Annotated in this window: 8 protein-coding genes; 4 read left to right on the top strand and 4 right to left on the bottom strand. The window is 57.5% G+C overall.

From position 1 onward, the window contains the following. Window positions 1–7 precede the first annotated feature (7 nt). Entirely contained in the window at window positions 8–3,022 is a 3,015-nt protein-coding gene (locus KGD89_RS20590) for a Tc toxin subunit A (protein WP_025261652.1), read from the bottom strand. A 447-nt stretch (window positions 3,023–3,469) separates the two neighbouring features. On the opposite strand from KGD89_RS20590, the gene KGD89_RS20585 reads away from it, so the two are divergent. Then, window positions 3,470–6,241: an RHS repeat domain-containing protein gene (locus KGD89_RS20585; protein WP_025261651.1), complete on the top strand. Its 2,772-nt coding sequence runs from the start codon at window positions 3,470–3,472 to the stop codon at window positions 6,239–6,241. A 67-nt stretch (window positions 6,242–6,308) separates the two neighbouring features. Here KGD89_RS20585 and KGD89_RS20580 read toward each other — a convergent pair whose 3' ends face one another. Continuing rightward, window positions 6,309–7,832 (bottom strand): fumarate hydratase, encoded by a 1,524-nt coding sequence (locus KGD89_RS20580; protein WP_025261650.1) that lies wholly within the window; start codon window positions 7,830–7,832, stop codon window positions 6,309–6,311. A 186-nt stretch (window positions 7,833–8,018) separates the two neighbouring features. Here KGD89_RS20580 and KGD89_RS20575 point away from each other — a divergent pair, with 186 nt between their 5' ends. Then, window positions 8,019–8,957 (top strand): iron-sulfur-binding ferredoxin reductase, encoded by a 939-nt coding sequence (locus KGD89_RS20575; RefSeq protein WP_025261649.1) that lies wholly within the window; start codon window positions 8,019–8,021, stop codon window positions 8,955–8,957. A 40-nt stretch (window positions 8,958–8,997) separates the two neighbouring features. On the opposite strand, the gene KGD89_RS20570 is transcribed toward KGD89_RS20575, so the two are convergent. Further along, entirely contained in the window at window positions 8,998–10,368 is a 1,371-nt protein-coding gene (locus tag KGD89_RS20570; protein WP_025261648.1) for a delta-60 repeat domain-containing protein, read from the bottom strand. 87 nt (window positions 10,369–10,455) lie between these two features. Further along, entirely contained in the window at window positions 10,456–11,907 is a 1,452-nt protein-coding gene (gene pyk, locus KGD89_RS20565) for a pyruvate kinase (RefSeq protein WP_025261647.1), read from the bottom strand. Window positions 11,908–12,085: 178 nt separating this feature from the next. Here pyk and KGD89_RS20560 point away from each other — a divergent pair, with 178 nt between their 5' ends. Then, entirely contained in the window at window positions 12,086–12,460 is a 375-nt protein-coding gene (locus KGD89_RS20560) for a tetratricopeptide repeat protein (RefSeq protein WP_025261646.1), read from the top strand. 199 nt (window positions 12,461–12,659) lie between these two features. After that, window positions 12,660–13,019 (top strand): PilZ domain-containing protein, encoded by a 360-nt coding sequence (locus KGD89_RS20555; protein WP_025261645.1) that lies wholly within the window; start codon window positions 12,660–12,662, stop codon window positions 13,017–13,019. Window positions 13,020–13,026: the final 7 nt, after the last annotated feature.

The raw sequence follows: 13,026 nt of genomic DNA, 5'->3' as shown, positions 1-13,026 counted from the left end.
TCAAGGGTCAGCGGCTGGCTCCCATGACGGCGTCGCCGACCTTTTTCCATTCGTCGGTGGTGCTGTCGCTGGTCAAGGCCGTCGCAGCCAGTAGCTGGGCGGTACCGAGGCCAGTCAGAGTGCAGATACCGTGCATGCGTCTCAGCCAATCAATCTGGTGCATGGATTTGCCGATGCGATTTGCCAGGAGTTCGCTTGCAGCTCCTATTTCCGTCGAGCTCCAATCCATGAGCGAGGCCAGACGCGCCGCCCACTGACTGGCTGTGGCGTCGGTGTTCGCCAGAACGAAGTAGCTGAGCAAGGCTGCTTCCGGATGTCCGGAGCTGTCACGCCAGTTCCGGTAGCGGTCCAGAACATGAAAGCTTGCCAGTGACAGAGGTAGCGGGGCGGCGAAACTGGCATGCAGCCATTGTGGATGTACCAGAAAAGTGCGCAGTGCCTGGGCGCTGAGGCCCAGTTCCTGATTGACCTCGGCGTAGCGCAGCAGGGTCATCAGGCTGTCGATCACCTCTTGGCTGCTGGCGGCCAATGGCAGGCTGAAGCTTGCAGGCGCCGATGCATCCAGCACCTTGCCCAGAAAAGCGTCAGCACTGGTGCCCGCCCAGCGCATGACGGTTTCGCATCGATCCAGCGGCAAGCCAGCGTTGGACTGCAGCAAGCCTTCCACCAGGCGGTGCTGAACCACGTAGCCTTTGAACACGAATTCGCCCAGGCTGGTCCTGGCCGCTTCTTTGGCATCTGCGCCCAGTTTCAGTGGTTCGATCTGGACAACGAGCAGTTTGTCGATGGCAGCCGAAGCGTTGTCATCCAGCACCAATGGCAGGGCCTTGACCAGCCCATGGGATTCGACGAGAGGAGAAAGCACGGTTCCCCACCAGTCGATGGCTGTGCCGCCGTCATCCTTGATCGGCAGGTTCAAAGGGGCCAACTGCTCCTCGGCAAGTGCGGTTGCACTGGCGTCCTTGCCCAGTTGATCCAGTTGGTCGAGCAGCGATTGAGGGAGTGTGGATTCTGACGGGTCGATTCCCAGCTGGCGACGGAGCGTCCACACGTCGCGTCCGGTTTCGTTGAGCCAGCTCACGGCCCACTCCAATTGCATGAGGATGTCGAGGATGTCGGGAGTGGTGTCGTCGCTCAATGTTTCGGGAGCCTTGAGCACGCCTTTTACTATCTGATTGCGGTAAGACTCGCCACCCAGCAGATCGACCAGCGCGCGGCTGGACGGGGCTGGAATATCAAGCATCGAAGCGATCCGGGTCTGGCGATACATCGAGGACAACATGGACAAGGTACGTTTGAACGGCTTGTCCGCGTCAGCATAGGCGTTGCGGGTGTCGACCAGAATGGGCCACAGACTTTCGCGGGTGTATTCCAGGCCCAGCGCCATGCAGATCTGGGCGAGTGTCTTGTTGCTGAGGCTGTCACCACTGGTCAGCCAGACGTCCTTGCCATCCAGTACCAATGGGGTGTCGAACACGACAGGGTAGTTAAAGGCCTGATCGTACATTGGCAAGTGCCGGTTGCTGGCATAGGCGCTCAATTGATGGAATAAACCGGCGAACTCCTCGGGCTCGATGGAGTAGTGCTTGCTCAGGTAGCGATAGGTACCCAGTGTTCTCAAGGTATTCAGAGTCAATACCTGGCCGGTGTTGGCTTCGCCTTCCGAGCGAATGACGGCCATGATCAGCGTATCCAGTTTGGCAAAGGGAATATCCATCCAGCGTTGCAGGCGGATCATGCGTTGCAGGCGGTCGAAGCGGTCCACGCTGGTGTTGATCAGTCGTGCATTGCCCTTGTCGTCTCTGCTCAAACCCAGCGGTGCCTGATCAGACGGACCATTGACATAGCAGGCCCCGTATTTGACAGCGCTCGCCTGAGGTTCGATGGCGCTGTGTCCTGCCGGCAGGACGTTGGGGGATTCATAGGGGGCATGGTTGTGTACAGCCAGCACGGCTTCGACGGCATCACTGTTCAGGCCGGTTTTCTCGATGAACACCTTGAGCGAATCCAGAGCGTTGGCCGCCCCCTGGATGTAACTGACACCGTAACTGGCTTTGAAAAAACGGGTGATGGTCAGCAGGTCTTCCTGATCATCCCGCGCGTCATCTGCGGTTTCGGCTGGCGGCGGTTCCAGGGGCAGGGCAGGGGCCAGCACAAGTGCCTGTTGCTCGGGGCTGAACCCGCTCATCATCACCTGCGCTACGGAACTGTTGTGTTGCAGAGCTCCATAGGCGCTGGTCCCGGCAGATGTGGCCGGAACCTCAAGGCTTATACGGTAACTCAGCTCGCCCAGCCTCGGTTTCTTGCCGCCAAGGCCCAGCATGATCTGTTGATGGTGAAAGTTGTACGGGAACAGAAAGGGGTGTTTCTTTTCCGCCACCAATTGATAAATGGTCTTGTCCTTGTCCGCTTCTACGGTATCGACATAAGTGTCGATGGCCTTGCTCAATACCTGATTGACGATCTGCAAGGTCGGCACCGGAGTGAAGGTACTTTGCTGATCGATCAAAAGATCTTTCAGGTCCGGGCGACGGTCTTCGAGACTGATACGGTTTGTTTCCGGGGTGCTGCCTTCCAGCTCTTCCCTGGCAAACCTGTACAGGGACGTGAGGTACGCCGCGGGCGAGTCCTTGGCTTCAATCGCGCCCACCTTGCAAAACAGGTCCCAGTTTTCCTTGAACAGGTTGGGGAAGCTGGGACCGATATCCACCAGCGAGCGAACACCGGTACGCCTGGTAATGCTTTGCGTACGCCCGGATGACACCAGTTGGTTGCGATACAGCCGAACAATCTGGGTGGCGTAACAACGGGCGTTTTCATAAGCCAGCTCACCGTTGGCGTCGCTCAACCGGGCAAGCTCCCGCACGAAGGCGGGTTTGGAGCGGCGCACAATATCGAATACCGAAGTAATCCCCATCTCTTGCAGTGCGCTGACAAAAGCCACTTTACCGTCAGTGCGCTCTGGGGGGGATGCTTCGGCCTTGGCGAGGTTCCGTAATAGAGAAAAGGGTTGGTCGGTCATGTCAGTGCTCCCGGCTGGATAACCGACAGCCTTTTTCAATAGAGGTTTTTTGTCATCTGACAGAAATGACAGTGGGGGCGAGTGGTTTTTTTTATCCTAACAAAAACAGTAGGTTACTGATTTTAAAGGACATATTCCGATTAGAGATAATAAATAAAACCGTTATGAACGGAAATCTCGCCTAGGCATTACAAACGATATCTTTCCTCCGGCTAGACTCACTTCAGACCGCAAACAGGGATGCTTGCGAATAAACACCTCTCTGCATACCCGGACGCCCATGCGGTGTTGCATCTGGCAGAAATGGCCAAGGCCGTGGTAGATCGTTCGATAGCCTGTCTGTAGATATTCCGGCGCGAAAGAGCCAGACACCATTCGACGCCCGGCCACATCGGCCAGTCTCTCTGCACTAAACTCATTTCATGTCGCAGACAGGGACGCTTGCGGATGAACATGGGGCTGTATGCTCACACCCCCACGCTGGTCGTTATCGACCCGCGTGGTCTCCCGATACGTAGCATTGCGTTATTGCGCAGCGAACCTGATCAGCCTCTCGATGAGCGAGTGACTTATCAAGCCTATGACGCCGCGGGCCGGCTTGTCAGCCAACGTGATCCGCGTCTTGCACTGCCCAACCTCAGTACGATTTACAACCTCAGTGGCCAGGCATTGTTTACCGGCAGTGTCGATGCCGGTTGGCGGCTTGGGTTATTGGGTGAGGCGGGGCAGATCGTTGAGGGATGGGACGGTCGCGGTACGCTGCGTCAGATTGAGTACGATCCTGTGCTGCGCCCGCAGGCAATCATCGAGCAGGGCCAGGTGACCGAGCGCTTTGGCTATGGAGGGTCGGATGTTTTCGATCATAACCAGTGCAATCAGTTGATACGCCATGACGATACGGCTGGCACACGGCATTTACCGGACTATGGCGTGCGCGGCGCGGCACTTATCGAAGCCCGGCATTTTCTGCAAGACGTGGATACGCCGGACTGGCCGCAGGATGAAGCCGGGCGTGATGCCTTGCTGGAAAGCAACTGCCTGGAAACACAATGGACGTTCAATGCCGTGGGCGAAACGCTCCGGCAGACCGATGCCATGGGCCATGTGCAGTCCTTCAAACAGAGCGTGGCCGGGCAACTGAAGGCTGTCGATCTGATGGTGGCCGGTGCCACACAGGCGCAGGCGCTGGTCAGCGATATCCACTACAACGCCTTCGATCAGGTCGAGCAGGAAACGGCGGGCAATGGCGTTGTCAGCCGTTCTATCTACGATGCACATGGAGGTCGTTTGCTGGAAATACGCGCTGGCAGCCCGACGTTGCAGAACCTCCACTACGCTTACGACCCGGTCGGCAATATCCTGCAGATCGAAGATGCTGCCCAACCGATTCGTTACTTCGACAACCAGCGCACCGAGCCAATCAACCATTACCGCTATGACACGCTGTATCAACTGATTGAGGCCACAGGTCGTGAGATCAACACCGGTGCCAGCCATGGCCCGGCCTTGCCTGCTCAGCAAAACCTGCCATCCGACCCGAACCGGATCAGCCGCTACACCCAGAGTTACAGCTACGACTCAGCAGGTAATCTGTTGCAGATGCGCCATGTGGGTGCGCAGGGTTTCACCCGCACCCTGCGCGTCGCCACGGACAGCAATCGCAGCTTGCCTGAAGGTGAGGTGGATGCCGATTTCAACGAAGCCTTCGATGCCAACGGCAATCTGCTGCAACTGGTACGCGGGCAAACGCTGGAGTGGGATGCACGCAATCAACTGCACGAAATCTCCACCGTGATTCGTACTATGAGAATCAGCGATCAGGAGCGCTATATCTACGACGGGCAGGGCCAGCGTTGCCGCAAGATCAACAGCACCATCACCTCAAGCCGTACCTTGAAAAATGAGGTCCGCTACCTGCCAGGGCTGGAAATCCGGACTAATGCCAGTGGCGAGACGCTGCATGTCATCACTGCTCAGGCAGGTCGTAATGGCGTGAGGGTGCTGCACTGGGAGGCAGGTCAGCCGAGCGGTATCGCCAACGATCAAGTCCGCTACAACCTGAGTGATCATCTGGGCTCCAGCACCCTGGAGCTGAATCAGCAAGGCGGCCTGATCAGCCAGGAAAGCTACTACCCGTTTGGCGGTACTTCATGGTGGGCAGCGTGCAGTGTCGTGGAGGCCAAGTACAAGACGGTGAGGTATTCAGGCAAGGAGCGCGATGCCAGCGGATTGTATTACTACGGTTTCAGGTATTACGCGCCGTGGTTGCAACGCTGGCTCAACCCGGACCCGGCAGGTGGTTTGAACCGCTATCGGATGGTCGACAATAGCCCCGTCTGCAAGCGCGATCAGGACGGATTGGTTCCTGTGCCTTATCAGGGGATCGGGGATAAATATGAGCAGAAATCCCAAAGCCGCAACGAGTCGATTGTGGCCCGGGGGCGTGAACAGATCGTACAGTGGAAGTCACCTGACTCACCCACGATTGAACAGACTCTGGAGCTTGCGCAGCTTTCCTATGGCGGCGCGATTTTTGAATTGAAGGCGTCCACTTCTGGGGAAGATTTAAAGCAGCTTGTGTCTGTGACCATGGGGGCTGAGTCGCTGAAACATCTGCCGAGCCTGGCAGATGACTACACATCCTTGAGCCATATCGTGCAGAGCTATAAGGACGGTGAACGGTATAACCAGTTTGCTGTGGTGACGGGGTCCATGGGGCAGGCTTATGTGACGCCTACTGATCCTTATAAAAGAATATTCCTGTCGGACACGTGGTTTAAGACGCATGCCTTGGGGGCTGCTTTCATTGTCAGTCATGAACTCACTCATGTGCTGGAGCCAGAAAACACCAAGGACTTTGCCTATTTGAACCCGACGTTAACGAGAGAAACCCAGAACAGCTTGAATAGAAAGCAGTTGAACGCCCATTTTGATCAGTTGGCGATGTCTTCGTACCGTTTGGCAGAGGGAAGGGAGAATGCCTATCTCTTTTCCCGCATCCAGGATCTTGCGCAGAATGGATTGGTAAAGAAGGACGAACTCATGAAACTGTTGGACGTGAACAGTGAACAGGACATCCAGATAGAACGCTTGAGTGACCCTGCCGTCAGGGCAAGTCTTCTTCGACGAAATGCTGACTCCGTTGCCGCCCTTGGCGTATTGCTGTCCAGAAAAAACATTACCTCCAGGCTGCAATCGTGGGGGCAATTTCATCCATGAGTCTTGCACAAGAACACAAAAAGAAAACCCGGCATTGCGCCGGGTTTCTTCAGTACGTCAGCCAGACTTACTGCACTTCCACCGCCAGGCTGTCGCTGATTTTTTTCTGCCAGATCTGCGGGCCGGTGATGTGGACGGATTCGCCTTTGCTGTCGACGGCGACCGTGACCGGCATGTCCTTGACCTCGAACTCGTAGATCGCTTCCATGCCCAGTTCGGCAAAGGCCAGGACCTTGGATTTCTTGATCGCCTGAGCCACGAGGTAGGCAGCGCCACCGACGGCCATCAGGTACACGGCCTTGTTGTCCTTGATCGCGTCGATAGCGGTCGGGCCGCGCTCGGATTTGCCGATCATGCCCAGCAGGCCGGTCTGCTCAAGGATCTGGCGAGTGAACTTGTCCATGCGCGTTGCGGTGGTCGGGCCAGCCGGGCCAACCACTTCTTCGCGTACCGGATCAACCGGGCCAACGTAGTAGATGAAGCGGCCCTTGAGGTCGACCGGCAGGGTTTCGCCCTTGTTCAGCATCTCGACCATGCGCTTGTGCGCGGCGTCGCGACCGGTAAGCATCTTGCCGTTGAGCAGTACGGTTTCGCCCGGCTGCCAGCTTTGCACTTCTTCCGGCGTCAGGGTGTCGAGGTTGACGCGGCGGGCCGACGGGCCAGCTTCCCAGACGATTTCCGGGTAGGCGTCCAGCGGCGGCGCTTCCAGGGAAGCCGGGCCGGAGCCGTCCAGAATGAAGTGCGCGTGACGGGTGGCCGCACAGTTCGGGATCATGCACACCGGCAGCGAAGCGGCGTGGGTCGGGTAGTCCATGATCTTGACGTCAAGCACGGTGGTCAGACCGCCGAGGCCCTGAGCACCGATGCCCAACTGGTTGACCTTCTCGAACAGCTCAAGACGCATTTCTTCGATACGGTTCTGCGGGCCACGGGCCTTGAGCTCGTGAATGTCGATGGACTCCATCAACACTTCCTTGGCCATGACCGCTGCTTTCTCGGCTGTGCCGCCGATACCGATGCCCAGCATGCCCGGTGGGCACCAGCCCGCGCCCATGGTCGGAACGGTTTTCAATACCCAGTCGACGATCGAGTCGGACGGGTTGAGCATCGCCATCTTCGATTTGTTTTCCGAGCCGCCGCCTTTGGCCGCGACGTCCACTTCGACGGTGTTACCCGGCACGATGGAGTAGTGGATGACCGCCGGGGTGTTGTCCTTGGTGTTTTTACGAGCGCCAGCCGGGTCGGCCAGGATCGAAGCGCGCAGGACGTTTTCAGGCAGGTTGTAGGCGCGACGCACGCCTTCGTTGATCATGTCATCCAGGCTCATGGTGGCGCCATCCCAGCGTACGTCCATGCCGACACGCACGAATACGGTGACGATGCCGGTGTCCTGGCAGATCGGACGATGGCCGGTTGCACACATGCGCGAGTTGATCAGGATCTGAGCCATGGAATCGCGGGCAGCAGGGGACTCTTCACGCAGATAGGCCTCATGCATGGCCTGGATGAAATCAACGGGGTGGTAATAGGAAATGAATTGCAGTGCGTCTGCAACGCTCTGAATCAGGTCGTCTTGCTTGATCACGGTCATGCGGCGCGCTCCTCTGTAAGGACGGGAACATTCAATTACGCTATCGGCGGACATCTGGCGCAGCGGCAGGAGCCAGAGTTGTCAGGTTAGCCGTAGCGGGCGCAAAAAGGCGCGGCAGTATAACCCGCCCAATCGGTCAACCTGTACAATCGCGAATATTTTCTGCGCAGGGCCTGGAACTTTTCGATGCCTGAATTACATGCCGGCGACCGTCATTGGTCGGTAGCGGCGGGCAGCAATCTGCTGGACGCGCTGAATCACGCGGGCCTGGCCGTCCCTTACAGTTGCCGGGCGGGCAGTTGTCATGCGTGTCTGGTTCGTTGCGTGAAGGGCGAGCCGAACGATTCGCAGCCCGATGCATTGGCACCCGACAAGCGCCGCGAGGGCTGGCGTCTGGCGTGCCAATGTCAGGTAGTCGAAGATCTCGGCATTGAGGTCTTCGATGCGGCGCGTGATGGCCTGCCGGCAAAAGTGTCTGGCTGCGACTGGCTAAGCCCCGGCGTGCTGCGTTTGCGCCTGGCACCGGAGAAGCCGTTGCGTTATCAGGCCGGGCAACATCTGGTGCTGTGGACCGACAGCGGCGTGGCGCGGCCGTATTCCCTCGCCAGTCTGCCGGGCGAAGATCCGTTTCTGGAGTTTCATCTCGATTGTCGCCGTCCCGGTGCGTTCAGCGATGTTGCGCGGCAATTGCAGGTTGGCGATCCTGTCCGCCTTGGCGAGTTGCGCGGCGGGGCGTTGCGCTACGATCCGGAGTGGCAGGAGCGGCCGCTCTTGCTGCTGGCGGCCGGCACCGGACTGGGGCCGCTCTGGGGGGTATTGCGCGACGCCCTGCGGCAGGAACATCAAGGCCAGATCCATCTTCTGCATCTGGCTCATGAGGATGACGAACATTATCTGGCCCGCGAGCTTCATGCACTGTCCGCCGGACATCCCGAACTGCAGGTGCGGCTTATCAAGTCTGACCAGTTGGCGATTGCTCTGGACGAACTCCGGCTGCTGTCACGCAGAGCCACGGCACTGGTCTGCGGCAGCCCGGTAAGTGTCGAAACGTTCGCCAAACGTCTTTATCTCTCGGGCTTGCCGCGCAATCAGCTCTTCGCGGATGTGTTTCTGACACGGGCGTGATTCCGGCTGATGCCAGGGGCTCCCCAGGCGGCAATAAAAATCACCCGATCAGCCTGGCGACATACCCAAAATTCCCAAGCGACCTCAGAACATGCCCGCCGACAATAATTTTCCGGTCAGCTTGTGGGGCAAGTGCTCCTGAAAGCGTGTGCTCGCCAAGATCAAGAGTCACCAGCCCGGCGATACCGAATGACAGATCGGGACGTCCATCGCTTTCGAAGCGACCGACGAGCGTTGTCCCATGCGCACCAAAGGTAAAGCCAGTGACGACAATCTGTTGGCCTCCAAGGACAAGGGCTCCGTCCAGCCAGGCGCAACCTGTATCCGCCACAGTGAAAACCGGATCGCCGTTGTTGAATGCCAAGTCCGGGCTGCCATCCTGGGTCATGCCTACCAACATCGCTTTGTCCGTATCCAGGGTATATCCGATGCAAACCATTTTTCCCTGGTCGGTTAACGCCAGTTGGCTGAACTGTCCGGGCTCGTTTTCTAACGTCACTCTGCCGCCCGTGCCGAAATTCTTGTCGATGCTTGCGTCAGCGTTATAGCGAATCAGAAAAGGATAACCGACCTCTTCCAGGTTGGTTTGTATCGAGCCGGCCGCTATCAGTTTGCTCGACAGGTCATGAATGGTTCCGAGCCACATGCCGTACTTCTGTGCCTCCGGAATGATGTAACCGGTGCCGCCAAAGCTTGTATCCAGAGAACCATCATTGTTCAGTCGGACAATGGCGGCTTCCTGTCCGATATACGCGCTGACCAGGATTTTTCCGCTGGTGTGAATTCGGCAAATCGTACCCTGATGGATACGGCCGATTGCTACGGGCGATGGATACGGACGTTCATGCACACGTCGCGATATTCCCCCTGCAAAGAATGGGGGTCTGAGGATGACCCAGCCGTTCGTGCCGAAGCTCGTGTCCAGAACTCCGTCGACGTTGAAGCAGGCTAGTGCCGGGTAATCCACATTATTGATGTCAACCTCTCCCCGCAGGAGAAGTCTCCCGTCAGGCATTATCTGCACTGCCATACCCCAGGAGGTATAGGTATCAAACTTGCCGGTAACGATGCCGGATGTCCCGAACGTCTCGTCCGGACGACCGTTCTGATTGAGTCTGGCCAGTCCGTACCGTTGTTCAGAGGCGGGGCCGGCGACATAAATCCTGCCGTCTGGGTCGAGCGTCAGACCCGAGGCAGCCAGGGTCGTGCCATCCCTGAACTTCAGCTCCACTATCCCCCCGTCACCGAAATCCGGGTCCAGATCACCTGGTGCGCTTTGTTGATGAGTTGTATTCATTGTTTTCTCCTTGAAAGCTGCAAAAAGCTCCTTGATAGCGCTGATCGCCCGCCGCGCTGGCCAAGTGATCAAGCGGGTAAGTAATCGAAACGCGAAGCAGATGTCTACTGACATAAATGACAGCCGGAGGGGCGGATAGACGAGCAATAAAAAAGCCCCGACTCTTTCGAGCCGGGGCTTTTGGGTCTTGCAGGTCTGGCTTTAGACCAACGGGTCGCCAACGTGCAGGATCTTCATGCCGTTGGTGCCACCGATGGTGTGGTAGCTGTCACCCTTGGTGAGGATGACCCAGTCGCCTTGCTCGACGAGGCCGCGCTTGAGCAGCTCGTCCACGGCGGACTGGCTGACCTGACCTGGCGGCAGGTTCGCCGGGTCGAACGGCACGGTGTAGACGCCACGGAACATGGCGGCACGAGCCTGGGTTTCGCGGTGCGGGGAGAACGCATAGATCGGCACCGAGGAGCGGATGCGCGACATGATCAGCGGGGTGTAGCCACTTTCGGTCAGTGCGATGATCGCCTTGACGCCCGGGAAGTGGTTGGCGGTGTACATGGCGGCCAGTGCGATGCTTTCGTCACAACGGGTGAACGAATGACCGATGCGGTGGCTGGAGGTCTTGCCGGTCGGGTGCTTTTCAGCGCCCAGGCAGATACGTGCCATGGCCTGAACGGCTTCGATCGGGTAAGAACCGGCAGCACTTTCGGCCGAGAGCATCACGGCGTCTGTGTAGTCGAGCACGGCGTTGGCCACGTCGGACACTTCGGCACGGGTCGGCATCGGGCTGGAGATCATCGACTCCATCATCTGCGTGGCAACGATCACCGCCTTGTTGTGGCGACGTGCGTGCAGAATGATGCGCTTCTGGACGCCAACCAGCTCTGCGTCACCGATTTCAACGCCCAGGTCGCCACGGGCAACCATCACGGCATCGCTGGCGCGGATCAGTTCGTCGAGCACTTCGTCGTTGGCAACGGCTTCGGCGCGCTCGATCTTGGCGACCAGCCAGGCAGTGCCACCGGATTCGTCACGCAACTGGCGAGCGTATTCCATGTCCGCAGCATCGCGGGGGAAGGAAACGGCCAGGTAGTCCAGCTCCATTTCTGCAGCCAGCTTGATGTCCTGCTTGTCTTTTTCGGTCAGCGCCGGTGCCGTCAGGCCACCGCCGCGACGGTTGATGCCTTTGTGGTCCGAGAGCGGGCCACCGATCAACACGGTGCAATGCAGTTCTTCAGCGGTTTGTGTATCGACGCGCATGACCACGCGACCGTCGTCGAGCAGCAGTTCGTCGCCCACGCCGCAATCCTTGACCAGATCGGGGTAATCGATGCCCACGATTTCCTGATTGCCGTCGGTCAGTGGATGAGCGGTGGAGAAGGTGAACTTGTCACCGACCTTAAGCTCTATTTTTTTGTTGGTGAACTTGGCAATGCGGATTTTCGGACCTTGAAGGTCACCCAGCAGGGCAACGAAACGCCCGTGTCTGGCGGCGATTTCACGAATCAGCCTGGCGCGTGCCTTGTGCTCATCCGGGGTGCCGTGGGAGAAGTTCAGGCGAGCAACGTCCAGTCCCGAGAGAATGAGTTGTTCGATGACTTCTGGCGAATTACTGGCAGGGCCAAGTGTGGCAACGATTTTGGTGCGGCGAACGGTCATGCACAAACTCCTTAATTGAAGCGCAGCGAGAGGCTACTCCTGTCCGGGGCTGTAGTCATTGTTCCTTTGCACTACCTCTTCGGGAATCGACAGGGCAATCGGCTGATGATCGGTATTGAATCTGCCCTGAAGAAAAGGGGCAGCAGGCCGATATCAAGGCACAGAACAGGAGACTCTCATGCGCATTCTAACGATTCTTGTATTACTGGTTGCTGTCAGCGGTTGTACCCGTTGGGCGATGAACGCCAACCTCAACGAGGCTTATCACGCTTATGAACGCGGCGATTGCGACAGTGTGATGCTGTCTTTGTCCAAGGTCGAGCGTCAGAGCCGCGAGCGCTCTTATGTGTGGCCCGAGGTGTCGATGCTGCGCGGGCAATGCCTGGAGCGCCAGAAGCTGTATGTCGATGCGGTGCAGACCTATCAGTTCCTGATTGCCAAATATCCATCGAGTGAATATGCATACCGCGCACGCGCACGTCTCGATACCTTGGCCCAGCTGGGTCACAACCTCGCCGGACAGCCTGCCAAGCCTTTCCCTGCTTCAAAATGATTACACCCAATTGGGGGAAAAGTAGCGTTTTCGGGTGGATGTTAGAAAAATCTCGGCTAGGCTCTGTGTCAAGGGAATGAAATGTACAGAGCTAAACCTGTTTCAAGGGCTTTCCATGTGGCATGAGTGGGTCGTAGCCCCATGGAATTTGAATTGTTTGCGTGCAGGATCACGCCCAATGGTTCAGAAGGCGGCTGAGATGCTAAGGAATCGAAGGATTGAACGTCACCAACTGCAAGATTATCTTCAAGTATCGAATCGTCACACAGGTAGATCAATGGGTTGGCTGGGCAATGTCTCCGAAGAGGGATTGATGCTCATCAGTGATTTACCCCTGCTGGTCGGCGCCATATTCGATTTGCGCATGAAGATGCCTGTTAACGCAGAAGGACAAAAAGTAGTCGACGTAAAAGCCACTTGTCTGTGGTGCAACGAAGATGAAACACCTGGAAATTACAACTCGGGTTTTACACTGAATACGGTGCCTGAGGGCTATCGTGACCTTGCCGATGCACTGCGCCAATATTTCTGTTTCTACCTTGTAGAAGCTTCAGCCTGACGCAGGA

The sequence above is a fragment of the Pseudomonas cichorii genome (assembly GCF_018343775.1).
GTDB classification, from domain to species: domain Bacteria; phylum Pseudomonadota; class Gammaproteobacteria; order Pseudomonadales; family Pseudomonadaceae; genus Aquipseudomonas; species Aquipseudomonas cichorii.
The sequence above is the reverse complement of the archived record's forward strand: the minus strand, read 5'-3'. Positions and strand labels throughout refer to the sequence as shown.